Source organism: Inquilinus sp. NPDC058860 (genome assembly GCF_042743185.1).
In the GTDB taxonomy this organism is placed as follows: Bacteria; Pseudomonadota; Alphaproteobacteria; order DSM-16000; family Inquilinaceae; genus Inquilinus.
Map to the genome: position 1 here is coordinate 1 of NZ_JBHYMS010000010.1, position 24568 is coordinate 24568.

The window sequence follows — 24568 nt, forward strand, 5'->3', positions numbered from 1 at the left end:
GTCTTGGCGTGGTCCGGGCTGCCGAAGCGCAGCGCGTTCATGTTCGCCACCGGCCGCGCGCCCATGGTGAACACGTCGCGCAGGATGCCGCCGACGCCGGTCGCGGCGCCCTGGTACGGCTCGATGAAGCTCGGGTGGTTGTGGCTCTCCATCTTGAAGATGGCGGCCTGGCCGTCGCCGATGTCGATCACGCCGGCATTCTCGCCGGGGCCGCAGATCACCCAGGGGGCGGTGGTCGGCAGCTGCTTCAGCCAGCGGCGGGAGGATTTGTAGGAGCAGTGCTCCGACCACATCACCGAGAAGATGCCGAGCTCGGTCAGCGTCGGCATCCGGCCCATGATCTGCTGAGTCAGGGCGAATTCGTCGGCGGTCAGGCCGAATTCGGCCGCCAGCGCCTGCGTGACTTCCGGTTCCGCTGGGAGGTTGGGGGCGGGGGCGTTGGACGGTGCGGTCATGAAAGGATCTGCGCCAGGCTTTCGAACATGGCGCGGCCGTCGGTGTTGCCGTGCTCCGGCTCCGCGGCGCGCTCGGGATGAGGCATCATGCCGAGCACCCGCCGGTTCTCGGACAGGATGCCGGCGATGTCGTTCAGGCTGCCGTTCGGGTTGCCGCGGCCGTCCTGGTCGGCGATGTAGCGGAAGGCGACGCGGTCCTCGTCCTCCAGCCGCTTCAGCGTGTCCGGATCGGCAAAGTAGCAGCCGTCATGGTGCTGGATCGGGATGCGCACCGTCTGCCCGGCATTGTAGCCGCGGGTGAACGGGCTGTTCGAGGTCTCGACCCGCATCGCCACCGGACGGGAGACGAATTTCAGCCCGGCGTTGCGCAGCAGGGCGCCGGGCAGCAGCCCGGCTTCGGTCAGGATCTGGAAGCCGTTGCAGATGCCGACGGTCGGCACGCCGCGGGCCACCGCCTGCCGGATCGCGCCCATGATCGGCGACTGCGCCGCCATGGCGCCGGAGCGGAGATAGTCGCCGTAGGAGAAGCCGCCGGGGATGGCGATCAGGTCGGTCGGCGGCAGCTCGGTGTCGCGATGCCAGACCATGTGGGTCGGCCGTCCGGTCGCGTGGGAGAGTGCCACGGCGAGGTCTCGGTCGGCGTTCGATCCCGGGAAGACGATGACGGCGGCTTGCATGCGCGGGATGTAGCGGTCCCGCCGGGCCTTGGCAAGGGCGCCGCGGGCTGTGCTGGCATGCAGGGCATCGCAATCTCGGACCGGTGCCGCGCGGGCAAGAAAAAACCGGCTCCGCAGGGGCGACGGAGCCGGCCGGCAGGCCAGTCGCAGGGACGAGGCTAGAGGCTACAGGCGGAGAGGCGCGAGGCGGAGAAGCAGGTCGCGTGGGTCATTGGCGGGAGCAGGCCCGTCGACGCCGATGTCGCGCAGCATGTGGTCGTCCAGCGCCTCCACCGGCAGCCTGGGGCGGCGGCGGGCGCGCAGCGTGGCCGCGGCGGCGCCGATCAAGGCCCGCAGCCCGGAGCGGCTGGTCGGCAGGCTGGCGCGATGCTGGATGTGGTCGGTGCAGGCGGTCGTCATGGCATTTCCCTTTCCGGCAGGGCGTTCGATCGGTCATCGGGAACACCATGAGGATCGCGTTCTGGAGAACAAACCGCAAACAGGATATTCTCGTGGATGGGATAAGAGAATCTTTCGACCCGGTGAGGGAACCATGCGCCGTCGCCTGCCGCCGCTGAACGGTGTCCGTGCCTTCGAGGCCGCCGCCCGCCACGAGAGCTTCACCCGTGCCGCCGAGGAGCTGGCGGTGACCCAGGCCGCCGTCAGCCAGCAGGTGCGCCGGCTGGAGGACTGGCTGGGTGCCAAGCTGTTCGACCGCACCGAGGGCGGGCTGGAGCTGACCGACACCGGCCGCAGCTACCTGCCGGTGCTGCGCGACGCCTTCGACGCCATCGCCGAGGCCACGGCCCGGATCCGGCCGCCGCCGCATTCCGGGATTCTCACCGTGTCGGCGATCCCGTCCTTCATCCGCAAATGGCTGGTGTCGCGGATGCCGTCCTTCAACGAGCAGCAGCCGGAGATCGACGTCAATCTCGACGCCGAATCCCGGCTGGTGGACTTCAGCCGCGACCGGGTCGACTGCGCCATCCGCTTCGGCAGCGGCGCGTGGGAGGGGGTGGTGGCGGAGAAGCTGTTCTCCGAGGACACCTTCCCGGTGTGCAGCCCGGCGCTGGTCGAGGCCGGGCTGTGCCAGCTGGAGGATCTGCGCCGCTTCCGTCTGCTGCACGACGAGACGCTGGTGCAGTGGAAGCACTGGCTCCGCGCGGCGGGGATGGAGGATCTCGGCTGGGTCCGCGGCCCGCGGACGCAGGATTCGGCGCTCCTGATCCAGATGGCGATCGAAGGCCAGGGCGTGGCCCTGGCGCAGCGGGTGCTGGTGATGGACGACCTGCGCGCCGGCCGGCTGGTGCGGCCGTTCTGGCTGTCGCTGCCGATCGACCATCTGAAGAGCGACTACGCCTATTATTTCGTGGCGCCGCCGAATGCCCTCAACCGGCCCTTGGTGCGGGCGTTCCGCGACTGGCTGTTCGCCGTGGCCGCGGAGGCCGAGGCGTCGCCGGAGGAGCCGATGGCGCTGCCGGCGGCGTGAGCGCCGCCGGCACGGGCTATGCCAGCGCCTCGTCGAAGAAGGTCAGCAGCCGCTTCCAGTGCCGCTCGGCGCCGGTCTCGTTGTAGACGCTGTGGTCGGGCACCGCCCAGCCATGGGCCATGCCGACATAGGTCTCGATGATGTGGTCGACGCCGCCGCGCCGCAGGGCTTCGGCCAGCCGGGCGGACTGCTCCGGCGGGAAGCTGTTGTCGACCTCGGCGACGCCGACATAGACGCGGGCCTTGATCCGGTCCGCCAGCAGATGCGGGCTGTCGGACGCCTCGCTGGCCAGATTGCCGCCATGGAAGCTGGCCGCTGCCCCGATCCGGTCGGCATAGGCGGCGGCTGCGGTCAGCGCGCGGGCGCCGCCCATGCAATAGCCGACGACGCCGATCGGGCCCTCGACCTTCTCCGCATCGAAGACGTCGAGGAAGGCGGCCGTGTCTCGCCGCGTCATCTCCTGGCCGGTCTCGCGCAGCATCGTCAGGATCTGGGCGCGCGCGGCCTCATCGCCGAAGGAGGCGCCGGTGAACGGCCCATACGAACCGAACCGGTAGAACAGGTCCGGCAGCAGCACGACATAGCCCGAATCGGCCAGCCGCTGCGCCATGCCCGCCAGCGACGCCCGCGGGCCCATCGCATCCATGTACAGGATGACGCCGCGCGGCGCCTTGCCCGGCGCGGCGGCGCCATCGGGGTGGAACAGCGCCGCCTTGGCCGTCCCGTCCGAGGTCTTGATCTGAAGGTCTCGCCTCATCTGCCGATCCCTGGTGGCTCGCCCCGGCCGCGGGAGCGCAATCGAGAGGGGCGGCCGTGCCGGGAGCATAGCCCTCATTCCCGCCAGAACGGCTTGCGGCGCATGGTCTCGACCTGGTCGCGGCGCAGGCCGAGGTCGAGCAGGGTTTCGTCGTCCATGCGCTGCATCCGGCCGCGCGCTTCGATCCGGGCGCACCACAGCGCCGGCAGGGCCGCGACGCGGCGGAGCAGGGACAGGATTGGGGAAGGCCGCTTGCTGGGTGCAGAACGGCGCTCGTCGATGCAGAAGCTGGTCATGATACGGTCCTGATCGAGGGTTGAAGATCAGGGGTCGACCCGTGCCTTCAAGATCGGTCCTGGCGGGCGCGGCCGCAAACGGGATAGTCTGGCCCTAGACCAACAAAAACTTGGCCTGGGAGCTCGGAATGGGATGGCGTCTGCCCCCGCTGAACGGCGTGCGGGCCTTCGAGGCGGCGGCGCGGCACCGCAGCTTCACCCGCGCCGCGGCCGAGCTGTCGGTGACCCAGGCGGCTGTCAGCCAGCAGGTGCGCCGGCTGGAGGACTGGCTGTCGGTCAGGCTGTTCCATCGCCGCGAGAACAGCCTGGATCTGACCGAGGCCGGCCGCATCTACCTGCCGCTGGTCAGCGGGGCCCTGGCCGGCATCGCCGACGCCACGACACAGATCGCGCCGGGCCGCGCGGCCGGCGTGCTCACGGTCAGCACCTCGCCGTCCTTCGCCGCGAAATGGCTCACCTCGCGCCTGCCGCAATTTTCCGCCGCCCATCCAGATGTCGATGTCAACGTCACTGCGTCGCTGGCCCTGGTCGATCTCGACGGCGGCGAGGCGGATTGCGCCGTCCGCTGGGGAAGGGGCGGCTGGGACGGGCTGGCGTGCGACCGGCTGTTCGCGGAGGACAGCTTTCCGGTCTGCAGCCCGGCGCTGCGCGACCAGCTGCGCACGCTCGACGACCTGCGCCGGCACACGCTGCTGCACGACCAATCCCTGGCGCCGTGGCGCGACTGGCTGCGCGCCGTCGGCATGGCGGATGTCGACTGGGTGCGCGGGCTGCGAGTCAGCGACTCCGCTCTGACCATCCAGGCGGCGGTCGAAGGGCAGGGAGTGGCGCTCGTCGTGTTCTCCCTGGTAGCCGACGATCTGGCGGCGGGGCGGCTGGTGCGGCCGCTCGATCTCTCCATTCAGAACCAGGCCAGCTACCACTTCGTCGCCACGACGCGGTCGCTGCGCCGGCCGATCGTCCGGGCCTTTCGCGACTGGATCGTCGCCGCCGCGGCCGAGACCACCCTGGCGCCGCGGGAACCGGTCGCGTCATCGCGCCCGGCCGATTGAGCCTCGCCCGGCCTTGTCGGGCGCCGTCGGCCGGACCATCTGCCTTCCGATACAACGATTGGAGGAGAGGCGCGTGATCGATCCGAAGAAGCTGTTCGAGGACTTCCTCGGCGGCGGTGCGAAGCAGCCTGGCGGCAAGGGTTCCGGCCTGTCCGGCAATCTCGGCACGCTGGCCACCGGCGCGGTCGGCGGCGGGTTGATCGGCCTCCTCCTGGGCTCGAAGAAGGTCCGCAAGTTCGGCGGCAGCGCGCTCGGCTATGGCGGTGCCGCGGTGCTCGGTGGCCTGGCCTACAAGGCTTGGCAGGACTGGTCGGCCAACCGGGCGCCGGCCCCGGCCCAGCCGCCGGCACAGCAGCCGCTGGCCCTGCCGCCACCGCGCAGCCCGTTCGACCTGGAGACGCAGAGCGCCGCCGGCGGCGGTGACGCGCGCATCGCCGTGGTGCGGGCGATGATCGCCGCGGCCAAGGCCGACGGCCATATCGACGCGACGGAGCAGCGGGCCCTGTTCGACCGCATCGGCCAGCTTGAGCTGGACACCGAGGAGAAGGCCTTCGTCATGGACGAACTGGCCAAGCCGCTCGACGTCGCGGCGATCGCGGCCCTGGCGGCGACGCCGGAGCAGGCGGCGGAGATCTGGCTGGCGTCGCGCCTGGCGATCGATGCGGACGACCCGCGCGAGAAGGCCTATCTCGACGACCTGGCGACGCGGCTGAAGCTGCCCGAGGGGCTGGCGGCCCATCTCGAGGCGCAGGCGGCCGCAGTCGGGTGACATCGTAGGTTGGGTTCGCGGCACGCGAACCCAACATCGATCCGCCGAAACGGCGCAAGCGTTGGGTTCGCGATGCGAACCCAACCTACATCGGGGGCGAGCCCCTCAGGCGACCAGATCGATCGTGTAGCTCTCGGTGACCGGGTTGGCCAGCAGCTTGCGGCACATCTCGTCGAGGCGCGCCTTGGCCTCGGCGGCGTCGGCGGCGGCGATCTCGACCTCGATCACCTTGCCCTGCCGCACCTCGCCGACCTCGCCGAAGCCGAGGCCCTGCAGGGAATGACCGATCGCCTTGCCCTGGGTGTCCAGGACACCGGGCTTCAGCATGACATGGATGCGCGCTTTCATGGGGCGACCTGGCTCTCACGGATGTCGACGACACTTCCCTCTGGCAGGATGCCGAGGCGCCGGGCCACTTCCTGATAGGCCTCGAGGACGCCGCCGAGATCCTGGCGGAAGCGATCCTTATCGAATTTCTCGTTGGTCTGCACGTCCCACAGGCGACAGTTGTCCGGGCTGATCTCGTCGGCCAGGACGATCCGCATCTCGTCGTTCTCGTCGTACAGGCGGCCGAATTCGAGCTTGAAATCGACGAGCTTGAGGCCGATGCCGAGGAACAGGCCGGTGAGGTAGTCGTTCACCCGCAGCGACAGCGAGACGATGTCGTCGAGGTCCTGGGCGTTGGCCCAGCCGAAGGCGGTGATGTGCTCCTCCGACACCATCGGGTCGTTGAGCTCGTCCGACTTCAGATAGTACTCGATGATCGAGCGCGGCAGCGGCGTGCCCTCGGGCACGTTGAAGCGCTTGGAGAACGAGCCGGCGGCGATGTTGCGCACCACCACCTCGAGCGGGATGATCTCGACCTCGTGGATCAGCTGCTCGCGCATGTTCAGGCGGCGCATGAAATGCGTCGGCACGCCGATCTCGGACAGCCGGGTCATCAGGTACTCGGAGATGCGGTTGTTCAGCACCCCCTTGCCCGAGATCACCGCCTTCTTCGTACCGTTATGCGCCGTCGCATCGTCCTTGAAGTACTGGACGATCGTGCCCGGCTCCGGCCCTTCGTAAAGGACCTTGGCCTTGCCTTCGTAGATGCGCCTGCGGCGGCTCATGTGGACGTGTCCATGGAAGGGTGATGCCAACAGCAAAAAAGGGTCGGGACGTCCTGGAGAGGTCGTCCACGCCCGCGCACATATAGCAAGCGCGGCTCTGGTAAACAATTGCGCGCTCCCGTCCGCCTCCGGGCGTGACCAAGGCGGCCGGAGACGCTATATCCTCCGCTATGGGGATACGTCCGCGATTGCGGGCAGGTGGAAGGACACGGGATGACGACGTTCGACTCGCGGGGCCAGGCATTCGAGGCGGAGTTCCAGCACGACCAGGAGCTCCTGTTCCGGATCCAGAACCGGCGCAACAAGCTGCTGGGGTTGTGGGCGGCCGAGCTGATGGGCCTGACCGGCGCCGACGCCGAGGCCTATGCGAAGGAGGTCGTCATGTCCGACTTCGAGAAGCAGACGGACGAGGACGTGCACGACAAGGTCTATGCCGACCTGAAGATCCACGACGTCGACCTGTCCGACCACCGGCTGCGCAAGAAGATGGACGCGCTTTTGGCCGTGGCGCGGCAGCAGATCATGACCGAGGCGACGCCGAAGTAAGCCGGTGTCCTCGATGAACGGAAAAGGGCGGCCTCGGCCGCCCTTTGTTTTTACCGAACGCTCGGTCAGCCTTTGACCGCCCCGGCCGTCAGCCCGCTGGTCATTGCGTTGCGGAAGACATAGTAGATCACCGCCGGCGGCACGGCGTAGATCAGCCCGGTCGCCATCAACAGGTTCCACGGGGAATCGTCGGCCGACAGGAACATGCCCAGCCCGACCGACAGCGGCGCCGCCTGCTCGCTCGACAGCAGCAGGAAGGCGTAGAGGTACTCGTTCCAGGCCAGAATCAGCGCGTAGATCCCGATCGCCACCAGCGACGGGCGCATCAGCGGCAGATAGACCATGCGGAAGATCTGCAGCGGCGTGGCTCCGTCCATGATCGCCGCCTCGTCCAGCTCGCGCGGCAGCTTGTCCGAGGCCTGCTTCAGCACCCAGATGGCATAGGGCGAAGCCAGCGCGATCATCGCCAGAATCAGCGCGGCCTGGGTGTTCAGCAGGCCGTAGGAGCCCATGGTCTTGTACATCGGCACGGCCAGGAAGGCGGCCGGGATCAGATACGTGGCCAGCGCCAGGTTCATCACCTGGCGGCCGCCCCGCGCCCGCAGCCGGCTGATGGCGAAGGCGGCGCAGGTGGCGACGAACAGGGTCGCGACCCCGGTGGTGACCGCGATGAAGAAGCTGTTGCCGAGCTGCAGCCAGAAATTGCTGAGATAGTAGTGCTGCTGCCGGAACACGGTGAGGAAGTTGGAGAAGGTCGGGTGCTCCGGCCACAAAGTGCCGGCCAGGACCGCGTCCTGCGGCGAGATCGCCAGGACGAACAGGTGGTACAGCGGCACCATCGTCCACAGCACCACCGGGACGGCGATCAGGACCAGCACCGCTTCGTTGAACCAGCGCTTCATGCCTCGCCTCCCTTGGACAGGCGCTTCACCATGACGAAGACCAGCGGCAGGACCAGCGGCATGGCGACGATGATCGAGGCGACGCCGAGGTCGAGCGCGTTGTTGCGCAGATAGCGGATGCCGAGCGTGGCCAGCACCTGGGTGCTGTCGTTCGGGCCGCCGCCGGTCAGCAGGTAGACGCTGTTGAAGTCGCCCAGCGTCCAGATCGTCGACAGGATGGTCGAGGTGACGTAGAGCGCCACCACCGACGGCCAGGTGACGAAGCGGAAGCGCTGCCAGCGCGAGGCCCCGTCGACCGCGGCGGCCTCGTAGAGGTCGCGGGCGATGGCGAGGCGCCCGGTCAGGAGGATCAGGGTCCAGAACGGCAGCGACTTCCAGATGTGGACCACGACCGTGCCGAAGAAGGCCAGCCACGGGTTGGTCAGCCAGGGCGGGCCTTCGAAGATGCCGAACAGCTGGAACAGCTGCTGGTTGATCATGCCGGTCTCGGGATTGAGCATCACCCGGAAGGACAGGATGGTCGGGATCGACGGCACCGCCCAGGGCAGGATGAACAGCACCAGCAGCAGCCGGATCCACCAGCGCGGCACGGCGAAGAAGCCCGACAGGCCGAGCGCGATCACCATCTTCACGTTCACCGCGATCAGCAGGAACAGGATGGTGTTGACCGCCGCGGTCGTGAAGATCGGGTCGGCGAACAGGCGCCGGTAGCTGGCCGGGTTGGCGCCGAGATAGAGGCCGTAGCCGACCGGATAGGCCACCAGCACCAGGAACACGGCGATATAGGGGGCGAGCAGGATCGCCCCCCAGGTCGCCCAGGTGCGGCGGTGGCTGCCGCCGGCGGCGGCCGGGATCGCATGGACCGTGGTCGCGGTCATCGGCTGGGTCCTCTCCGAAACGGGCTATGGCCCGGTTCCGCGCGCCGCACGGAACCGGGCCGGCAGGTCAGTCCTTAACCGGCGATTTCCTTGATCCGGGCGATCATCTCATCGACCGCCTGGTCGGGCGAGACCCCGTCCTGGACCACGCGGTTCAGCGCCTTGGCCCAGACGTTCTCCGCATTCACCGTGGTGAAGTGGTAGTTGTAGACGAAGGGGAAGGGCACGGTGCCCTCGGTGAACTGCTTCGACACCACGGCGCGGTGCGGGTCGCTGCCGTCGGTCCAAAACGGCCGGGCGGCGCCGGACTTGGTCACCGGGTACCAGCGCCCGACCGAGCCCTCGACGAAGGGCGTCAGATTCTCGTCCTTCATCATGAAGGCCATGAACTCCTTGGCCTGGGCCTTGTTCTTGGAATCGGCGAAGATCACCGCAGTCTTGGTCGCCGCCAGGTTCGGCAGCGTCCCGCCGTCCGGCTTCTTCGGGAACAGGGTGGTGCGGATGTTCTCCTCGTAGTTCTTCTTCGCCTGGGCCCGCTGCTCCTCGGTCAGCGACGGGTTGGTCGAATCGTCCAGATGCTTGCTGGGGATCGAGATCGTGGCGTTGTGGGTTAGGATCGTGGTCTTGTTGTGGAAGTTGACGTTGTTGTCGGTGTCGAGCCAGTTGACCGAGGAGGGCGGGGTGCAGCCGCGGGTGAAGATCGAGCTGTAGCCCTTCACCGCCTCGATCATCGCCGCCCGGTTCTCCGGCTGGTCGAGCACGATCTTGCCGTTCTCGTCGACGATCTTGACGTTGTAGGCGTTGGCCCAGGTCAGGAAGCTGAAGAAGGTGTCGGAGGCGGCGACGCTCATCGGATGGCCGATGGCGTAGATGCGCTTGCCCTTGGCACGCAGGCCGGCCTGAACCTTGTCGCACCAGAAATCCCAGTACTCGTTCCAGGTGCCGGGGATATCGGCCTCGCTGAAGCCGGCGTCCTGCAGCATGTCCTTCCAGTAGAAGATATGCATGGTCTGGCGTTCGATCGGGAAGGCGTAGTAGGCCTTCTGCCCGGTCTTGCCGTTCGCCAGGAAGGTGGTGGCCAGGGCGTCGGGCTGGAACTGGTCCTTGATCGGGGTGAGGACGTCGCTGACATCCTCCAGCCGGCCCTCATAGGCCCACTGGCCGGTGGTGCGGAAGTCGAAGGTGGTGCAGTAGCCGACATCCGGCGGCGTGCCGGCCTCGACCGCGGCGACCGACTTCACGATGCAGTCCTCGGTCGAGTACAGCGACAGCTCGACCTTGACGCCGGTCGCCTTCTGGTACCGGTCTATCAGGGCCAAGAGGGCGTCGTCCTCGCCCTTGTAGAAGCCCTTGGTGAACCAGACGGTGAGCGTGTCCTGCGCCTGGGCGGGCGCGACAGCGGCGAGGCCGAGGGCCAGGGCACAACCCGCCGTGAGATGGCGGAGACCGATCTTGGGCATGGAACTTCTCCCAGAACTGTGGATGGGGCGGCGGCTTGTGCCGTCTTGGTGGTGGCTTCCGGGCGGCCGGAAGCGGGCTGTCAGCCGGGGCGGGGCCTCCTGGCGGTGGAGCCTCGTTCGACGATCTCGAACCCGACATCGATCACCCGGGGCGGCGCCGGGGCGTCGCCCTCGGCCTCGAGGATGCGCAGCAGCAGCTCGCCGACCCGGCGGCCGATATCCTCGGCATCGATCCGCACGGTCGACAGCGCCGGCACGCATTGCCCGCCGATCTCGAAATCGCCGAAGCCCAGGATCGAGACCTGCCCCGGCACGGCGATGCCGCGGCGGTGGCACTCCATCAGGGCGCCGACGGCGGCGAGGTCCGAGACCGCGAACACGGCATCGATCGGCCCGGCGGTGTCGAGCAGCTGGGCCATGGCGGCGGCCCCGCCGGCGAAGGACAGCGGCACCTGGCCGCGATGGACGACGGTGTCGGCCGGCAGCCCGGCTTCGCGCAGCACCTCGGCGAAGCCGATCAGCCGGGCCTCGCCGCGGAAGTCGTGGGAGTCGCCGTGGATCGCCGGGCCGATGCCGCCGATGTGGCGGTGGCCCAACGCGATCAGGTGCCGCGCCGCGGCCCGCCCGGCCTCGATGTTGGAGAAGCCGACGGCCCGGTCGATCGGGGCGGCCGCGCCGCAGTCCCAGATCTCGACCACCGGGATGCCGGCGCTGCGCAGCATGGTCCGCGCCGCTTCGGTGTGGTGCATGCCGGCCAGCACGATCGCCTCGGGCCGGCGCTCCAGCATCGCCCGGACCAGCGCCTCCTCCTCGCTCATGCGATAGAGAGTATAGCCGATCAGCAGCTGATAGCCGGTCCGGCGCAGCGCCTCCGACAGCCCGTGCGCGGTGTCGGCGAAGTTGGAGTTGGTGATGGTCGGCACCAGCGTGGCGATGAAGCCGGTGCGGCGCGACGACAGGGCGGCGGCGACCTTGTCGTCGACATAGCCGAGCTGCTCGATCGCCTGGCGGATGCGGTTGCGCGTCTCCGGCGCCACCCGGCTGCTGCCGGCCTGCACCCGGGACACGGTCATCGGCGAGACCCCGGCGAGACGGGCGACGTCCCGCATGGTCGGCCGGAGGGAACGCTTGGGCATGGCTTGCCTCTCGATCGGCCGCGCGGCGGTCCTGCGCCCGGCCGCACGCCGGCGGGGCCGCGCATCCCGGCGCGTCCGGACCGCGGGGGCAGGGCAGGGCCGCGCGACAGCGCGGCAGGCCGCGAAACACGTCATCGGCGGGACCGGACGGTCCCTGCGCTCGGGCGGGTGAGATCGGTGGCAAGCATGGTGTCGGCCCTCCCCTGGCCTGAAATCGATTTGTCGTTCTTATTGATGTGACCGGTAACATGGACGGCCATGGGCGCGCAAGAGCAAGGCAGTGGAGGAGGGCGGTCCTCCCGGCGGTTGCATCCCGCCGCCCGATCGACGCAGAGTGCGGCGATGATCGAGACGCGCAGACGCCGGCCGGCCGCGGCCGAACCAGGGGCGGCCAGGCCGCGGACCAAGCCGTCCGAGGTGCGCCGGCGCGAGCTGCTGGACGCCGGCGAGGCCCTGGTGCTGAAGAAGGGCATCGCCGGCACCAGCATCGACGATATCGTCGCCGCGGCCGACGTGGCCAAAGGCACCTTCTATCTCTACTTCCCCGGGAAGGAGGCGCTGGTCGAGGCGCTGCGCGCACGCTTCGCCGAACGGTTCGGCGCCCGCATCGCCGCCGCCCAGGCGAAGCGCGACCCGGCCGACTGGTCCGGCCGGCTCGCCGCCTGGCTGGAGGGCGGCGTGCACGGCTATCTCGACCAGGTGGAACTGCACGACGTGCTGTTCCACACGCCGGACTTCCTGCCGCGCCAGCGCCGCGTCGACGGCCATATGGAGCCGGTCCGCGGCCTGGTCGATCTGCTGCGCGACGGCGCCGCGGCCGGTGCGTGGGAGGTGACCGATCCGGAGATGACGGCGGTGCTGCTGTTCTACGCCTTCCACGGCGGCGTCGATCACGCCATCGCCGACGGCCGCACGGGCGACGTCGCCGGGCTGGTGGCCGAGCTGCAGGCCTTCGTCCGCCGGGCGCTGGGGCTAAGTGCGTAGGTTGGGCTCGCCTCCGGCGAACCCAACAGGGTAACCGGCGGCCCTTACCGCTCGACCGTCCGGTTCCAGCGGTCGTTCCACTCCGGCCGGTGGGCGTTGATCTGGTCCCAGTCGACCGTGACCGCGTGCTCGAGATAGCCGCGCATCTCCTTCACCATCGCCGCCGTCTCCGGCGTCGGGCCGTCGACCTTGGCGTTGGACGGGATCTGGTTGCCGTATTGCAGCGCCTTGGCCTGCGCCTCCGGCGTCAGCAGGTACTGCGCCAGCTTCTGCGCCAGCGCCGGTTCGGAGTTCCCGGCGACGACGCATTCCGCCACCATCAGCACCACCGCGCCTTCCTTCGGCTGGGCATAGGCGACCGGGATGCCCTTGTCCTTGAAGCTGGCGACGGCGGTCGGCGTCAGCGGGAAGACCGCCGCCTCGTCGGTCTGCACCATCTCCGACAGCTTGGCCGAGCTCGGGATGTATTCCAGCACGTTCGGGCCGACGGTCTCGCCCCATTTGGCGAAGCCCGGGTCGACGTTCTCCTCGCTGCCGCCCTGGATGCGGTTGAACATCAGGAAGCCGTGCAGCCCGTAGGTGCTGCTGGACAGCGACTGGAACACGACCTTGCCCTCGTATTTCGAGTCCGCCAAGTCCATCCAGGAGGTCGGGGCGGTCCAGCCCTGCTCCTCGAACATCCTGGTGTTGTAGGCGAGGCCGGTCACGGTGACGGTGACGCCCAGCGCCATGTCGTCCTTGATCCGCGCGGCGGGGTAGAGGTCGGCCATCACCGGCGCCGTCTCGGTCTTCTGGCACAGCCCCATGCCGATGGCGCGGACCATGACGCCGTCGTCGAGGAAGGCCAGGTGCATCTGCGGGTTGTCCTTGGCCGCCTGCAACTTGGCCAGCACTTCCGAGGAGGTGCCGGGGACGACCACGACCTTGACGTCGTTCGCCTTCTCGAAATCCGGGAAGACGTACTGGCTGTAGGCCTTCTCCATGTCGCCGCCGTTCATGCCGATATAGAGGGTCTTGGTCTCCGCCATCGCCGCGCCCGAGGCCAGCAGCGCCGTCGTGGCCAGCAGCGTGATCCGTCCGTTCATGTCGCTCTCTCCTGTTGCCTGTTGTTGATGCTCAGGCCGCCGCTGTTGCGGTGAAGCGGCCGATGTCGAAGGCCTCGATCGGGGTGGGGCTGCGGCCGTCGCGCGCCAGCTCGGCCAGCACCTCGCCGACGGCCGGCCCGATCTGGAAGCCGGCGCCGGAGAAGCCGAAGCCGTGGATCAGCCCCGGCGTGGTCCGGCTCGGTCCCAAGACCGGGTTGCGGTCGGGCGTGTCGCCCTCGACCCCGCTCCAGAACCGGATGACCTGGGCGCTGCGCAGGGCCGGGAACAGCTCCGCCGCCTGGCGCAGCAGCGACCCGATGGCGCTGCGGCCGGGCCGGGCGCGGTCGGCGTCGAGCCCGATGCCGCGGCCGCCGCCCATGACGCAGTTGCCGCGCTCGACCTGGCGGGCGTAGATGCCGCCGCCCTCGACCCCGACATTGACGTCCATCAGGCGCGGCAGCGGCTCGGTCACCGCCATGTTGGGATGGGCCGAGACCAGCGGCACCGGCTCGCCGAAGTCGGCGGCGAAGCGGCCGGACCAGGCGCCGGCGCAGTTCAGCAGCAGGCGCGACCGGACCTCCAGCCCGTCGCCGGCCAGGAGACGGAAACCGTCGCCGTCGCGCATCGCCTCCTGCACCGCGGTATTCTCGCGGATATCGGCTCCGGCCTTGCGCGCGGCCCGAGCGAAGCCGGGCGACACCAGCCGCGGATTGGCATGGCCGTCGGCCGGGCACCATGACCCGGCGAGGGCACGGTCGCCCAGCCAGGGCCAGCGGGCGCGGAAGGCGTTGCCGGCGACGATCTCGAGCCCGAGGCCGAAATCGCGCACCCGGTCCTGGTAGGCCTCCAGCGTTGCCAGGTCGGCCTCGCTGCGCGCCAGCTTGAGGTGGCCGGAGCGGATGTATTCGCCGTCGATGCCGATCGTCTCCGGCAGGCGCTGCCAGATCGCATGGGCGCGCTGCGACAACGGGATCTGCTCCGGCGGCCGGCCCTGGCGGCGCACGCCGCCATAGTTTACGCCGCTGGCCTGGGCGCCGCAGAAGCCGCGCTCCAGCAGCAGCGCCGTCATCCCCATGCGGCGCAGGGCCAGGGCCGCGGCCGCGCCGGCGATGCCGCCGCCGATGATGGCGACATCGGTGTCGATCCGTTCGGTCGCGTTCATGCCGCTTCCTCCGGCGCGCCCTCGATCGCGACCGGGATCGGCTTGACCGGGGCCTGGCCGCGCAGCCGCCCCACCGCCTCGACCGGAACGCCGCGATGGGCGGCCAGGATCTCCGCCGCCGCGGCGCCGCACATGCGGCCCTGGCAGCGGCCCATGCCGACCCGGCACAGGGCCTTCAGCCGGTTCAGCTCCGGCGTGCCCCAGCGGGTGGCGGTGGCGCGCAGCGTGCCGGCCGACACTTCCTCGCAGCGGCAGACCACGAGGCCGTCCGGCGCCTGGGCGGCCCAGTCGGCGGGGAAGGGGAAGGCGCGCTCCAGCCCCTGGCGGAATTTTCCGATCGCGGCCAGCTTGGCCTCCAGCCGCGCGGCGCGGGCGCGGTCGACCGGCCGGCCGAGATCCTCGAGCAGGGCCAGGGCCGCGCGTTCGCCGGCCAGCTCGGCGGCATCCGCCCCGGCGATGCCGGCGCCGTCGCCGGCCAGATAGACGCCGGGCACGCTGCTGCGGCCGGCCGCGTCGCGCTCCGGCAGCCAGGCGCGGTTCAGCGGGTCGAAGCGGAAGCGGCAGCCGGCCAGGTCGGCCAGCTGGGTCTCGGACCGCAAACCGGTGCCGAAGGCGACGGCGTCGCAGTCGACCCGCTGTTCGCGCTCGCCGTCGTGCCAGGCCAGCCCCTCGACCCGCTCCGTTCCCAGGATGCGCAGCGGCCGGGCCCCGTGCCGCACCGGCATGCCGCCGGCCTTCAGCGCCGCCAGCAGGCGCAGGCCCTTGGCCAGGACGGCCGGGCCGCGCAGCAGCCCGGGCAGGGCCGCCAGCTTGTCGGCCAACCGGGCGGTGTCCAGGACGGCCACGACCTCCGCCCCGGCCTTCCGATACTGCGAGGCGACCAGCGGCAGCAGCGGGCCGGTGCCGATGAAGGCGACGCGCCGGCCGATGCCGCAGCCCTGGTATTTCAGCGCCACCTGCGCCGCGCCCAGGCTGTAGGCGCCCGGCAGGGTCCAGCCCGGGATCGGCAGGATGCGGTCGGTCGCGCCGGTGGCCAGGATCAGGTGGCTGCAGGGCAGGCGCTCCGCCTGGCCGTCGCGCAGCAGGTCCAGCGCCCCGGCCTCGATGTTCCAGACCAGGGTCTGCGGCCGGTGGTCGATGGCCAGCCCGTCGATGATCCGGTGCAGCGCCTCGGCCTTGGCCGCCTCGGTGCCGTAAAGGGTCTTGGCGTCGCGAGTGAAGCCGTCCGGCTGGCGGCGATAGATCTGGCCGCCGCCCTTGGCGGCCTCGTCCACCACCACCGGCCGCAGCCCGGCCGCCGCGAGGGCCTGGGCGGCGCGGATGCCGGCCGGGCCGGCGCCGACGATGACGGGACGGGCCTCGCCGCTCATGCTGCCTCTCCCGGGCCGGTGACCAGGCGCATGCCTTCGGCGATGGCGGTGGAGCAGGCGCGGAAGCGCTGCCCGTCCTCGGTCGCCACCCAGCAATCCTGGCAGGCGCCCATCAGGCAGAAGCCGGCACGAGGGCGGCCGCCGAACTCCGATCGCCGCAGCCGGTCGGCCGAGGTCAGGATCGCGGTCAGCACCGTGTCGCCGGCCAGGGCCGTGGCCGGGCAGCCGTCCAGGCGGAAGCGGATCTCGGGCCGGCCGGTCTCGGCCAGGCGGGTCAGGATGGGCATGACAGGGGTCCGGTCACTGGCGGCCGACCAGGATGCGGTCGAGGCCGTAGATGCGGTCGAGCACGACCATGGCGACGGCGGTGACGGCGACCATCAGGGCCGAGACGGCGGCCATCATCGGGTCGATCGATTCTGTCGCGTACATGTACATCCGCACCGGCAGGGTGACGGTGGCGGGCGAGGTGACGAAGATCGACATCGTCAGCTCGTCGAAGCTGTTGATGAAGGCCAGCAGCCAGCCGCCGGCGACGCCGGGCAGGATCATCGGCAGGGTGATGCGGCGGAACACGGTGAAGGCGCCGGCCCCCAGCGACGCCGCCGCCTGCTCGGTCGACCGGTCGAAGCCGACCAGGGCGGCGATCACCAGCCGCAGCGCATAGGGCGTGATCACCACGCTGTGCGCCAGCACCAGCCAGAAGAAGCTGCCGGCGGCACCGAGCCGCGAGAACAGCTGCAGCAGCGCCACACCCAGGACCAGATGCGGGATCAGGAGCGGCGACAGGAACAGCGCGTTCAGAGCGTCGCGGCCGCGGAACGCGTAACGGGTGGTGGCGATGCCGGCCGGCACGGCGAGCGCGGTCGACAAGGTCGCCGACAGGGTCGCCAGCCACAGGCTGTTCCAGAAGGACTGCAGGAAGTCGGGGTGGTCGAACACCGCCTCGAACCAGCGCAGCGAGATGCCGGCGGTCGGCAGGCTCAGCGTGCTCTCCGGCGTGAAGGCGACCAGGCAGACGATCGCCAGCGGCGCCAGCATGAAGATCACGACCAGCGTGTGGAAGACCAGGGCGAGGGGGCCGTTGCGGCTCATTTTCGCCTCACCCGAGGGTCTTCCGGTACCGTCCTTCGACGATCCGGTTGTAGCCGAGCATGATGGCCAGGTTGGCGACCAGCAGGATCACCGCGATGGCGGCGCCCAGCGGCCAGTTCAGCGAGCTCAGGTATTCGTCGTAGACCACGGTCGCGACCATCTTCAGCCGCCGCCCGCCGAGCAGGCCGGGGATGGCGAAGGAGCTGGCGGCGAGGCCGAACACGATCAGGCTGCCGGACAGGAGGCCGGGCAGGATCTGCGGCAGCACCACCCGGCGCAGCACGGTGGCGTGCGACGCGCCCAGCGACAGCGCCGCCTGCTCGGCCGCCGGGTCCAGCTTCTGCAGCGAGGTCCAGACCGGGATGACCATGAAGGGCAGCATGATGTGGACCAGCGCCACCACCACGGCGGTCTCGGTGTAGAGCAGCCGGACGCGGCCGAGGCCCAGCGCCTGCGTCGCCTCGTTCACCAGCCCGGTCGGGCCCAAGAGCATGCTCCAGCCGAAGGCGCGGACCACGACCGAGACCAGCAGCGGCGCCAGCACCACCAGCAGGAAGACCGACCGCCAGGGGCTGCGCATCCGGCTCAGCACATAGGCCTCGGGCGCGCCGACCACGATGCAGATCAGCGTGGTCAGGGCCGACAGGCGGAAGGTGCGCAGGAAGATCTCGTAATAGTAGGGGTCGGTCAGCACCGTCAGGTATTGGCCGATGGTCCAGGCGTCCTGCACGCCGGTGGCGTGGTCGTAGACAAGGAAGGACAGGATCAGGGTCAGCGCCAGCGGCGTCAGCACCAGCCCGGCGAACAGGACCGTCGCCGGCAGCACCATCGCCGCCGGGGCCAAGCGCCCCTCGGCGCTCATAGGATGGCCTCGGCGGCCTCGGCGTCACGCAGCACCCGGACCATGTCCGGCGCCCAGTCGATGCCGGCCCGGGCGCCCTCGGCCAGCGGCTCGCCGCCCAGGTTCGGCGCCGCCGCCAGAAGCTCGCCGGCCGGGCTGTCCAGGTGGTACAGCCACTGGCTTCCCAGGAAGTAGCGGCGCGATACGGTTCCGGGCAGCCGGCCGGTGCCGGGCGCGCCCAAGGCCAGCTTCTCCGGCCGCAGGCACAGCAGCACGCGGGCGCCGGCGGGCAGGCCGTCGCCCGGCACCTCCAGCGTCGCGGCGCCGACCGTTACCCGCGCCACCGCGCCGGCCTGGGCCACGACGCCGTCCAGCAGGTTGGCCTTGCCGACGAAGTCGGAGATGAAGCGGCTGCGCGGATGCTCGTACATCCGGTAGGGCTGGTCGATCTGGGTGATGCGGCCGCGCTCCATCACCACCACCCGGTCGCTGATCGACAGCGCCTCGGCCTGGTCGTGGGTGACCATGATCGTGGTGGTGCCGGTGCGGCGCTGGATCTGGCGCAGCTCGAACTGCATCGCCTCGCGCAGCTTGGCGTCCAGGTTGGACAGCGGCTCGTCCAGCAGCAGCACCGGCGGCTCGATCACCAGGGCGCGGGCCAGGGCGACGCGCTGGCGCTGCCCGCCGGACAGGGCGCGCGGATAGCGGCCGGCGAGGTGGTCGAGATGCACCAGCGCCAGCGCCTCCTCGACCCGCTTCGCCCGTTCCGGCTTGGCGACGCCGCGCATCTCCAGGCCGAAGGCGACATTGTCGGCCACGGTCATGTGCGGGAACAGGGCGTAGCTCTGGAACACGACGCCGAGGCCGCGGCGGTTCGGCTTCACCCGGGTCAGATCCTGCCCGTCCAGCAGGATCCGCCCGGCGGTGGCCGGGACGAAGCCGGCGACCATCTGCAAGGTCGTGGTCTTGCCGCAGCCGGAGGGGCCGAGCAACGACACGAACTCACCGCGCTCCACGGTCAAATCGAGATCGGCGACGGCCGCGACGTCGCCATAGAGCTTCGAGATCCGCTCGAGACGGAGGAAGGTCACTGCAGTCTCCCTGGCATCCCTGTCGATCGCCGTTCCGCGCTGCCGCGCATCGGCCCCGCCGGTCTTGCTTCCGTGGAACGGAAGGCGCCAGCGCGTCTCTTCACAACACCGTTTCGAAATGAGGAGTCAAGGAGACATTCCGTTTTGCCCGGAGTATTCTGATCAGAGTTCCGGAATACGGAATCGGAACGTGCAATATCGATCTGGAGCTTCCGGAAATGGCGAAAGAGAGCGAAGCCCCGGGCAAGAGCCTGCAGCGCGGCTTCGCCATCCTGCGGGCCCTGGCCGAGGCGGGCGGCGAGGGGGCGAAGCTGATCCGCATCGCCGAGGCCACCGGCCTGACTCAGGCGACGGTCCACCGGCTGCTGCAAGCCCTGCTGGCCGAGGGGGTGGTCGAGCAGGACGGGTGCAGCCGGCTGTACCGGCTCGGCATCGACTTCTTCGCCCTGGCGGCGCGGGCCGGGAACCCCGGCAACCTGCGCGACCTGTGCCGGCCGGTGCTGCAGCGCCTGTCAGCGATGCTCGGGGACACCGTGTTCCTTTTGGTGCGCAGCGGCTTCGATGCGCTGTGCCTGGACCGCTGCGAGGGGCCGTTCCCGATCCGCTCCTTCACCGGCGACATCGGCGGCCGGGTGCCGCTCGGGGTCGGGCAGGGGGCGCTGGTGATCCTGGCCTTCCTGCCGGAGGCGGAGCGTGAGGAGGTGATCCGCTTCAACGTCCCGCGCTTGGTCGGCCAGGGCTTCATGGACGAGGTCTATCTGCGCGCCGAGATGGCGAAGGCGCGGGAGGCCGGCTTCGCCGCCCGACGCGACTTCGTGCTGCCCGGCATGGGCGGCGCGGCGGTGCCGATCCTGGACCGGGAAGGCCGCGCGGTGGCGGCGCTCAGCATCGGCACGATCTCGGAGCGGCTGGGCGAGGACCGGCTGCCGACCGTGGTCGAGATCCTCAAGCGCGAGGCGGCGGCGATCGGTCCGCGCCTGAACCCCTTCGACCCGGCGCTGCGCCGGCCGGCGCAACTGCTGGGCAGCGCCTCGCGGAGCGGGTGAGGCTTCCGTTTTCGACGTCGATATGCCAGGGAGGGCCGGCATGACCGACGATCCCGCGCTCGACACCCTGTTCCTGCCGTTCCACAGCGGCACCTTGGCCTGGCCGGCGGAGGGCCGCGCCCTGGTGCTCGGCGCCCGCGCCGGTGCCGCCCTGGCCGAATTCGCCTCGCCGGCCCTGGTCTGCGAGCAGAGCTTCCGGCCGCGGGCCGCGGCGCTGGAAGCGGCGGGGTTGACCGTGTCGACCCGGGCCGAGGGCCGGTTCCCGCTGGTGCTGGTGCTGCCGCCGCGGCAGCGCGAGGCGGCGCGGGCGCTGCTGGCCCGGGCGCTGGGCCAGGCCGAGCCGGGCGGGACGGTGGTGGTCAGCCTGGCCAACACCGACGGCGCGCGCTCAGCCGAGGAGGATTTCTCGCGCCTGGCCGGTCCGATCGAGCGCCTGTCGAAGAACCGCTGCCGTGTGTTCTGGGCACGTGCCGGCGCCGGCGATCCGGCCCTGCAGGAGGAATGGGCGGCGCTGGACGAGCCGCGGCCGGTGGCCGACGGCCGCTTCCTCAGCCGTCCCGGCCTGTTCGCCTGGGACCGGGTCGATCCCGGGACGGCCCTGCTGGCCGCGCATCTGCCGGCGGATCTGAAGGGGCAGGGCGCCGATCTGGGCGCCGGCTTCGGTACCCTGTCGGCCGAGGTCCTGGATCGCTGCCCGGAGGTGGCGGCGCTGGATCTCTACGAGGCCGAGGCCCGGGCGCTGGAGCTGGCGCGGCGCAACCTGGAGCCCTATGTCGGTCGGGCCGAGCTCGACTATCTCTGGCACGATGTCGCCGCCGGGCTGCCGCCGGGCCGGCGCTACCATTTCGTCGTCACCAACCCTCCCTTCCACGAGGGCGGGCGGGCCGACCGGCACGATCTCGGCCGTGCCTTCATCGCCGCAGCGGCGGCGGCGCTGCGCCAGAAGGGCCGGCTGTTCCTGGTGGCGAACCGGCATCTGCCCTATGAGGCGACGCTGGAGAAGGCCTTCGTCATGGTCCGCCGCATTGCCGACGACGGCGCCTACAAGGTGATCGAGGCGGCGAAGGGCGTGCGATGAAGCTTGTCCGCTATCTCGCCAATCTCGGCTATGGCAGCCGCAGGCAGGTCGAGGCGCTGCTGCGCGACGGCCGCGTCATCGACGCCGACGGCGAGCCGCTCGGGCCCGAGGCGCAGCCGGAGCACGAGGCGATCCGGGTCGACGGCCGGCCGCTCGACCCGCCGCAAGGTGCCGTGCTGATGCTGCACAAGCCCGCCGGCTTCACCTGCTCGACCAGCGATCCCGGGCGGGTGGTGTACGAGCTGCTGCCGCCGCGGTTCCGCCTGCGCAACCCGATCATCGCCCCGGTCGGGCGGCTGGACCGCGACACCACCGGTCTCCTGCTGCTGACCGATGACGGGCCGCTGCTGCATCGGATCATCTCGCCGAGGAGCCGGATCCCGAAGGTCTACGAGGCCACGCTGGCGCGCGACCTGACCGGGGATGAGGCGGCGGTCTTCGCCTCCGGCACGCTGATGCTGCGGTCGGAGACAACGCCGCTGGAGCCGGCGGTGCTGGAACCGCTGGCGCCGCGGCGCGCCCGGCTGACCGTGACCGAGGGCCGCTACCACCAGGTCCGGCGGATGTTCGCGGCGGTCGGCAACCATGTCGAAGCCCTGCATCGGACCGGCATCGGCGGCCTCGGCCTCGACGATCTGGCAGAAGGCAAGTGGCGGCTGCTGGTCCCGGCGGAGGTGGCAGCAGTGTTCAAGCCGACGGCGTCGTGAACATATGTTCGGCCGGCCAGATCTCGCGGCGTCATAGGAATGTAATATTATATCAGCGTTGATGATTTTCCTTGTCGGGGCGTCCCTGCTGGCGCAGAGTGCCCACCCTGCAGGTCGGAGATCGACCGCGGGGCGTCGAGCGTGATTTGCCGATAGCCTCGCTGGCCCGTGTGTTTGTCGGTTTGGCATCCGTTCCCCGGTGCCGATGCGCTTCACAGGATCGTCGCATCGTCGATGAACATGCAGTGATCGATCTTCCCCTGCAGGAACCACGGCGCGCGGCGGGCCTCCTTGGCTGCCGAGGGCCGCAACGACAAAAGCCGCTGGAGGAACCGCCATGGCTGGTCAGCACCGCAGGCGTCCCAGGACGAGTCCGGCCCCGCTTCGGGCGGATGAACATAAGCCAACCCCGCTTCCGCCGAAGGCCGCGAACGACACCGACGCTGCGGTCCCGATGAGGGAGATCGCGGAAATGGACCTTTCGGCCGAGACCCCCCGTTCCGCCCCGCCCCGGACGTCCCGGGTTCAGGCGGCACTTCGGGCCGAGATGCTGTGCCGGGGGTTGCGCCTGTCCCAGGCGGAATTCGCCCGCCGCTATGGTCCCGCCAGCTCCGTCGTGCGCAACTGGGCGCCGCGCCAGGCGCAGCCGGGCGGCATCAAGCTATAGGTTTCTTCCAACGGTCCTGAGCGATCCGACCGGCGGCCGCCGACGCGGCCCGCCGGTCTTCGTTTGTCCGTAGGCCGGGACGTGCAGCGGCCGGACGAACGAGGGAAGCGAATATGTGGCGTCTTGCCCCCGGCTGAACCGCAGGCCACAGTCGGTTTCGGGGGTGAGGATGAGCGATTCCAGGCCGGACGCACCGGAAGACATGCGGAGCATCGGCGCTGCACGGCTGTTGATCGGCCTGTTGCAGGGCGTGGTCCTGTATCTGCTGTGGCGGGTCGCCGAGGACCGGCTGTGGGCGACCCTTATACGGCCCCAGTTCGCCGCGGCCGCCCTGGTGACCGCCTATGTGCCGTTGATCGCTCTCGTCGGCCTCGGGTCTGTTCGCCTCCGGACGTTGCTGATCTGGGCGGTCGCCGCGGCGCTGGTCCTCGCCGGGCTGGGTGTCCACGACGCGACCCGGGCGGTCGAAGCCCGCGGCGGTCCATGGCCGTCCTTCGGCCTCTGGGTCTTCGCGGCGGCGGTCCTCTTCATCGCCCATCATCTGATCGCTGCGGCAGACGCTGAGCGCCGGATCGTCGCGTCCTATCCGCGCTATTTCGAGATCGCCTGGAGGAACGGTGTCCAGTTGGCGCTGTCCTGCGCCTTCGTTGGCGTCTTCTGGCTGGTGCTCCATCTCGGCGCGGCCCTGTTCGATGCGATCGGCATCGGGCAGATGCGCGACGTCATCCGGGAGCGGTGGTTCGCCTTCCCGGCGACCTCGGTGATGGCCGCGGCGGCGATCCACCTGACCGATGTGCGGTCGGGGCTGATCCGCGGCATCCGCACCGTCGCCTTGACCCTGCTGGCATGGCTTCTGCCCCTGCTGACGGCCCTGGCGGCAGCCTTCCTGCTGGCCTTGCCCTTCACCGGTCTCGAGCCGCTGTGGCGGACGCGGAGCGCGGCCGCCTTGCTGCTGGGCGCCGCCGCGACCTTGATCATCCTGATCAACGCCGCCTACCAGGACGGCCAGCCGGACCAGCCGACGCCGGCGCCGCTGCGCTGGGGCGGCCGGCTGGCCGCAATCCTGCTGATCCCGCTGATCGGGCTGGCCGCCTACGCGATCTGGCTCAGGGTCGACCAGCACGGCCTGACGCCCGAGCGCGTCATCGGCATCGCCTGCGTCCTGGTCGGCGCCTGCTACGCGCTGGGCTACACCATAGCCGCGATGCGGGCCGTGCCTTGGCTCAAGGGGCTGGAGGCGACCAACATCACCGCGGGCGTGGCCGCGATCGTGGTGGTGCTGGCCCTGCTCACGCCGCCGGCCGATCCTGCCAGGCTGTCGGTCGCCGACCAGCTGCGGCGGCTGGAGAACGGAACCGTGTCGGCGGCCGAATTCGATTACGACTTCCTGCGCTTCGACGGCGGCCGCTACGGCCGGGCGGCCCTGGAGCGGCTGGTGGCGCAGGGCGGCGCGGCCGGCGAGCAGGCGGCCGAGGCGCAGCGGCGGGATAACCCGCGGCGCCGCGCCGAGATCGTCATGACGCCGGAGATCCGCCGGGCCAATATCAAGGTATGGCCCGATGAGCGGACGCTGCCGGACGGCTTTCTCCGCCAGGAGTGGAGCAATGCATGGGCGCTGCCGGCTTGCCTGAAGGCGAAGGCCCCGTGCGAGGCATTCTTTGGCGATCTCACGGGCGACAGCGTCGCGGAGATCCTGTTGTCGGCGAGCGGCACGATCACCGCTTATCAGGAGCAGGGCGGCCGGTGGGAGCTGATCGGCCGGCTGCAGCCGGGGAACTGCCCCGGGCTGGTGGAAGCGATGCGCGACGGGAACTTCGCCCCGGCGCCGTCTCGCTTCGCGGATCTCGACGTCGCCGGCCGGCGGCTGCGGCTTGACGCGAGCGTGGCGCCGCTCGCGCGCGCCGAGTGCGGCCGACCGTGAGCCGGGTGATCTG

At 70.3% G+C, this 24568-nt stretch carries 28 protein-coding genes; 9 read left to right on the forward strand and 19 right to left on the reverse strand.

What is annotated here, in order from left to right; all coding sequences use genetic code 11:
• From ACFW16_RS08930 to ACFW16_RS08940, 3 genes are all read right to left on the reverse strand, one after another.
• A partial coding sequence (locus ACFW16_RS08930; RefSeq protein ID WP_380303951.1) for an AIR synthase related protein occupies positions 1-455 on the reverse strand: 455 nt, incomplete at its 3' end.
• Positions 452-1132: a phosphoribosylformylglycinamidine synthase subunit PurQ gene (gene purQ, locus ACFW16_RS08935; protein ID WP_380303953.1), complete on the reverse strand. Its 681-nt coding sequence runs from the start codon at positions 1130-1132 to the stop codon at positions 452-454. The genes purQ and ACFW16_RS08930, both read right to left, overlap by 4 nt.
• Before the next feature lie 165 nt (positions 1133-1297).
• On the reverse strand, positions 1298-1531 hold the full coding sequence (locus ACFW16_RS08940; RefSeq protein ID WP_380303955.1) for a hypothetical protein: 234 nt from the start codon (positions 1529-1531) through the stop codon (positions 1298-1300).
• Positions 1532-1664: 133 nt separating this feature from the next.
• Between ACFW16_RS08940 and ACFW16_RS08945 the strand changes: the two genes are divergently transcribed.
• Positions 1665-2600, forward strand: coding sequence for a transcriptional regulator GcvA (locus ACFW16_RS08945; RefSeq protein ID WP_380303957.1), 936 nt, complete (start codon positions 1665-1667; stop codon positions 2598-2600).
• A 16-nt stretch (positions 2601-2616) separates the two neighbouring features.
• On the opposite strand, the gene ACFW16_RS08950 is transcribed toward ACFW16_RS08945, so the two are convergent.
• Both ACFW16_RS08950 and ACFW16_RS08955 read right to left on the reverse strand, forming a co-directional pair.
• Positions 2617-3357, reverse strand: coding sequence for a dienelactone hydrolase family protein (locus tag ACFW16_RS08950; RefSeq protein WP_380303959.1), 741 nt, complete (start codon positions 3355-3357; stop codon positions 2617-2619).
• A 74-nt stretch (positions 3358-3431) separates the two neighbouring features.
• Positions 3432-3653 carry a DUF1127 domain-containing protein gene (locus ACFW16_RS08955; RefSeq protein WP_380303961.1) on the reverse strand — a complete coding sequence of 74 codons (222 nt, stop codon included), beginning with the start codon at positions 3651-3653 and terminating at the stop codon, positions 3432-3434.
• Between the two features lie 128 nt (positions 3654-3781).
• Here ACFW16_RS08955 and gcvA point away from each other — a divergent pair, with 128 nt between their 5' ends.
• Positions 3782-4705, forward strand: coding sequence for a transcriptional regulator GcvA (gene gcvA, locus ACFW16_RS08960; RefSeq protein ID WP_380303963.1), 924 nt, complete (start codon positions 3782-3784; stop codon positions 4703-4705).
• 73 nt (positions 4706-4778) lie between these two features.
• Complete coding sequence (locus ACFW16_RS08965; protein ID WP_380303965.1) at positions 4779-5474, forward strand: tellurite resistance TerB family protein; 696 nt, start codon at positions 4779-4781, stop codon at positions 5472-5474.
• Positions 5475-5579: 105 nt separating this feature from the next.
• Here the strand turns inward: ACFW16_RS08965 and purS are convergent, their stop codons facing one another.
• Both purS and purC read right to left on the reverse strand, forming a co-directional pair.
• Positions 5580-5822 (reverse strand): phosphoribosylformylglycinamidine synthase subunit PurS, encoded by a 243-nt coding sequence (purS, locus tag ACFW16_RS08970; RefSeq protein ID WP_380303967.1) that lies wholly within the window; start codon positions 5820-5822, stop codon positions 5580-5582.
• Positions 5819-6586 carry a phosphoribosylaminoimidazolesuccinocarboxamide synthase gene (gene purC / locus ACFW16_RS08975; RefSeq protein ID WP_138891935.1) on the reverse strand — a complete coding sequence of 256 codons (768 nt, stop codon included), beginning with the start codon at positions 6584-6586 and terminating at the stop codon, positions 5819-5821. Before purC ends, purS begins: the two co-directional genes overlap by 4 nt.
• 213 nt (positions 6587-6799) lie before the next feature.
• On the opposite strand from purC, the gene ACFW16_RS08980 reads away from it, so the two are divergent.
• Positions 6800-7132, forward strand: a complete 333-nt coding sequence (locus ACFW16_RS08980) for a DUF1476 domain-containing protein (protein WP_342240968.1) — start codon at positions 6800-6802, stop codon at positions 7130-7132.
• Between the two features lie 65 nt (positions 7133-7197).
• Here the strand turns inward: ACFW16_RS08980 and ACFW16_RS08985 are convergent, their stop codons facing one another.
• The 4 genes from ACFW16_RS08985 to ACFW16_RS09000 form a co-directional block, all read right to left on the reverse strand.
• The gene (locus ACFW16_RS08985; protein ID WP_380303969.1) at positions 7198-8034 is read right to left on the reverse strand and encodes a carbohydrate ABC transporter permease; all 837 of its coding nucleotides are present in this window, start codon (positions 8032-8034) and stop codon (positions 7198-7200) included.
• Positions 8031-8912: a carbohydrate ABC transporter permease gene (locus ACFW16_RS08990; protein WP_380303971.1), complete on the reverse strand. Its 882-nt coding sequence runs from the start codon at positions 8910-8912 to the stop codon at positions 8031-8033. Before ACFW16_RS08990 ends, ACFW16_RS08985 begins: the two co-directional genes overlap by 4 nt.
• Before the next feature lie 74 nt (positions 8913-8986).
• Positions 8987-10372, reverse strand: coding sequence for an ABC transporter substrate-binding protein (locus ACFW16_RS08995; protein WP_380303973.1), 1386 nt, complete (start codon positions 10370-10372; stop codon positions 8987-8989).
• A gap of 80 nt (positions 10373-10452) precedes the next feature.
• Positions 10453-11508: a LacI family DNA-binding transcriptional regulator gene (locus tag ACFW16_RS09000; RefSeq protein ID WP_380303975.1), complete on the reverse strand. Its 1056-nt coding sequence runs from the start codon at positions 11506-11508 to the stop codon at positions 10453-10455.
• Between the two features lie 342 nt (positions 11509-11850).
• Here ACFW16_RS09000 and ACFW16_RS09005 point away from each other — a divergent pair, with 342 nt between their 5' ends.
• Complete coding sequence (locus ACFW16_RS09005) at positions 11851-12492, forward strand: TetR/AcrR family transcriptional regulator (protein ID WP_380303977.1); 642 nt, start codon at positions 11851-11853, stop codon at positions 12490-12492.
• Between the two features lie 44 nt (positions 12493-12536).
• Here the strand turns inward: ACFW16_RS09005 and ACFW16_RS09010 are convergent, their stop codons facing one another.
• The 7 genes from ACFW16_RS09010 to ACFW16_RS09040 are packed head-to-tail and all read right to left on the reverse strand — an operon-like array spanning position 12537 to position 19136.
• Positions 12537-13577 carry an ABC transporter substrate-binding protein gene (locus ACFW16_RS09010; RefSeq protein WP_380303979.1) on the reverse strand — a complete coding sequence of 347 codons (1041 nt, stop codon included), beginning with the start codon at positions 13575-13577 and terminating at the stop codon, positions 12537-12539.
• A 31-nt stretch (positions 13578-13608) separates the two neighbouring features.
• Positions 13609-14739: an NAD(P)/FAD-dependent oxidoreductase gene (locus ACFW16_RS09015; protein ID WP_380303981.1), complete on the reverse strand. Its 1131-nt coding sequence runs from the start codon at positions 14737-14739 to the stop codon at positions 13609-13611.
• Positions 14736-16109 carry an NAD(P)/FAD-dependent oxidoreductase gene (locus tag ACFW16_RS09020; protein ID WP_380303983.1) on the reverse strand — a complete coding sequence of 458 codons (1374 nt, stop codon included), beginning with the start codon at positions 16107-16109 and terminating at the stop codon, positions 14736-14738. The genes ACFW16_RS09015 and ACFW16_RS09020 overlap by 4 nt, the downstream gene beginning before the upstream one ends.
• Positions 16106-16396 carry a (2Fe-2S)-binding protein gene (locus ACFW16_RS09025; protein ID WP_380303985.1) on the reverse strand — a complete coding sequence of 97 codons (291 nt, stop codon included), beginning with the start codon at positions 16394-16396 and terminating at the stop codon, positions 16106-16108. The genes ACFW16_RS09020 and ACFW16_RS09025 overlap by 4 nt, the downstream gene beginning before the upstream one ends.
• Positions 16397-16409: 13 nt before the next feature.
• The gene (locus tag ACFW16_RS09030) at positions 16410-17204 is read right to left on the reverse strand and encodes an ABC transporter permease (RefSeq protein ID WP_380303987.1); all 795 of its coding nucleotides are present in this window, start codon (positions 17202-17204) and stop codon (positions 16410-16412) included.
• Between the two features lie 7 nt (positions 17205-17211).
• Positions 17212-18066, reverse strand: a complete 855-nt coding sequence (locus tag ACFW16_RS09035) for an ABC transporter permease (RefSeq protein ID WP_380303989.1) — start codon at positions 18064-18066, stop codon at positions 17212-17214.
• The gene (locus ACFW16_RS09040) at positions 18063-19136 is read right to left on the reverse strand and encodes an ABC transporter ATP-binding protein (protein ID WP_380303991.1); all 1074 of its coding nucleotides are present in this window, start codon (positions 19134-19136) and stop codon (positions 18063-18065) included. Before ACFW16_RS09040 ends, ACFW16_RS09035 begins: the two co-directional genes overlap by 4 nt.
• 218 nt (positions 19137-19354) lie before the next feature.
• Here ACFW16_RS09040 and ACFW16_RS09045 point away from each other — a divergent pair, with 218 nt between their 5' ends.
• The 3 genes from ACFW16_RS09045 to ACFW16_RS09055 are packed head-to-tail and all read left to right on the forward strand — an operon-like array spanning position 19355 to position 21967.
• Positions 19355-20182, forward strand: a complete 828-nt coding sequence (locus tag ACFW16_RS09045; RefSeq protein WP_380303993.1) for an IclR family transcriptional regulator — start codon at positions 19355-19357, stop codon at positions 20180-20182.
• A gap of 40 nt (positions 20183-20222) precedes the next feature.
• Positions 20223-21260 (forward strand): class I SAM-dependent methyltransferase, encoded by a 1038-nt coding sequence (locus ACFW16_RS09050; RefSeq protein ID WP_380303995.1) that lies wholly within the window; start codon positions 20223-20225, stop codon positions 21258-21260.
• The gene (locus ACFW16_RS09055) at positions 21257-21967 is read left to right on the forward strand and encodes a pseudouridine synthase (RefSeq protein WP_380303997.1); all 711 of its coding nucleotides are present in this window, start codon (positions 21257-21259) and stop codon (positions 21965-21967) included. Before ACFW16_RS09050 ends, ACFW16_RS09055 begins: the two co-directional genes overlap by 4 nt.
• 212 nt (positions 21968-22179) lie before the next feature.
• On the opposite strand, the gene ACFW16_RS09060 is transcribed toward ACFW16_RS09055, so the two are convergent.
• Positions 22180-22374: a hypothetical protein gene (locus ACFW16_RS09060; protein ID WP_380303999.1), complete on the reverse strand. Its 195-nt coding sequence runs from the start codon at positions 22372-22374 to the stop codon at positions 22180-22182.
• A 429-nt stretch (positions 22375-22803) separates the two neighbouring features.
• Between ACFW16_RS09060 and ACFW16_RS09065 the strand changes: the two genes are divergently transcribed.
• Entirely contained in the window at positions 22804-24555 is a 1752-nt protein-coding gene (locus tag ACFW16_RS09065; protein ID WP_380304001.1) for a DUF4153 domain-containing protein, read from the forward strand.
• Positions 24556-24568: the final 13 nt, after the last annotated feature.

Excerpts from the sequence above, each read along its gene's own strand:
- ACFW16_RS09065 (WP_380304001.1), top strand. The coding sequence starts at position 22,804 with ATGAGCGATTCCAGGCCGGACGCACCGGAAGACATGCGGAGCATCGGC.
- ACFW16_RS09035 (WP_380303989.1), bottom strand. The coding sequence starts at position 18,066 with ATGAGCGCCGAGGGGCGCTTGGCCCCGGCGGCGATGGTGCTGCCGGCG.
- gcvA (WP_380303963.1), top strand. The coding sequence starts at position 3,782 with ATGGGATGGCGTCTGCCCCCGCTGAACGGCGTGCGGGCCTTCGAGGCG.
- ACFW16_RS09015 (WP_380303981.1), bottom strand. The coding sequence starts at position 14,739 with ATGAACGCGACCGAACGGATCGACACCGATGTCGCCATCATCGGCGGC.
- purS (WP_380303967.1), bottom strand. The coding sequence starts at position 5,822 with ATGAAAGCGCGCATCCATGTCATGCTGAAGCCCGGTGTCCTGGACACC.
- ACFW16_RS09050 (WP_380303995.1), top strand. The coding sequence starts at position 20,223 with ATGACCGACGATCCCGCGCTCGACACCCTGTTCCTGCCGTTCCACAGC.
- ACFW16_RS08990 (WP_380303971.1), bottom strand. The coding sequence starts at position 8,912 with ATGACCGCGACCACGGTCCATGCGATCCCGGCCGCCGCCGGCGGCAGC.
- ACFW16_RS09005 (WP_380303977.1), top strand. The coding sequence starts at position 11,851 with ATGATCGAGACGCGCAGACGCCGGCCGGCCGCGGCCGAACCAGGGGCG.
- ACFW16_RS08950 (WP_380303959.1), bottom strand. The coding sequence starts at position 3,357 with ATGAGGCGAGACCTTCAGATCAAGACCTCGGACGGGACGGCCAAGGCG.
- ACFW16_RS09010 (WP_380303979.1), bottom strand. The coding sequence starts at position 13,577 with ATGAACGGACGGATCACGCTGCTGGCCACGACGGCGCTGCTGGCCTCG.
- ACFW16_RS08945 (WP_380303957.1), top strand. The coding sequence starts at position 1,665 with ATGCGCCGTCGCCTGCCGCCGCTGAACGGTGTCCGTGCCTTCGAGGCC.
- ACFW16_RS08995 (WP_380303973.1), bottom strand. The coding sequence starts at position 10,372 with ATGCCCAAGATCGGTCTCCGCCATCTCACGGCGGGTTGTGCCCTGGCC.
- ACFW16_RS09030 (WP_380303987.1), bottom strand. The coding sequence starts at position 17,204 with ATGAGCCGCAACGGCCCCCTCGCCCTGGTCTTCCACACGCTGGTCGTG.
- ACFW16_RS08980 (WP_342240968.1), top strand. The coding sequence starts at position 6,800 with ATGACGACGTTCGACTCGCGGGGCCAGGCATTCGAGGCGGAGTTCCAG.
- ACFW16_RS09025 (WP_380303985.1), bottom strand. The coding sequence starts at position 16,396 with ATGCCCATCCTGACCCGCCTGGCCGAGACCGGCCGGCCCGAGATCCGC.
- ACFW16_RS08985 (WP_380303969.1), bottom strand. The coding sequence starts at position 8,034 with ATGAAGCGCTGGTTCAACGAAGCGGTGCTGGTCCTGATCGCCGTCCCG.
- purQ (WP_380303953.1), bottom strand. The coding sequence starts at position 1,132 with ATGCAAGCCGCCGTCATCGTCTTCCCGGGATCGAACGCCGACCGAGAC.
- ACFW16_RS09020 (WP_380303983.1), bottom strand. The coding sequence starts at position 16,109 with ATGAGCGGCGAGGCCCGTCCCGTCATCGTCGGCGCCGGCCCGGCCGGC.
- ACFW16_RS08940 (WP_380303955.1), bottom strand. The coding sequence starts at position 1,531 with ATGACGACCGCCTGCACCGACCACATCCAGCATCGCGCCAGCCTGCCG.
- ACFW16_RS08955 (WP_380303961.1), bottom strand. The coding sequence starts at position 3,653 with ATGACCAGCTTCTGCATCGACGAGCGCCGTTCTGCACCCAGCAAGCGG.
- ACFW16_RS09045 (WP_380303993.1), top strand. The coding sequence starts at position 19,355 with ATGGCGAAAGAGAGCGAAGCCCCGGGCAAGAGCCTGCAGCGCGGCTTC.
- ACFW16_RS09055 (WP_380303997.1), top strand. The coding sequence starts at position 21,257 with ATGAAGCTTGTCCGCTATCTCGCCAATCTCGGCTATGGCAGCCGCAGG.
- purC (WP_138891935.1), bottom strand. The coding sequence starts at position 6,586 with ATGAGCCGCCGCAGGCGCATCTACGAAGGCAAGGCCAAGGTCCTTTAC.
- ACFW16_RS09000 (WP_380303975.1), bottom strand. The coding sequence starts at position 11,508 with ATGCCCAAGCGTTCCCTCCGGCCGACCATGCGGGACGTCGCCCGTCTC.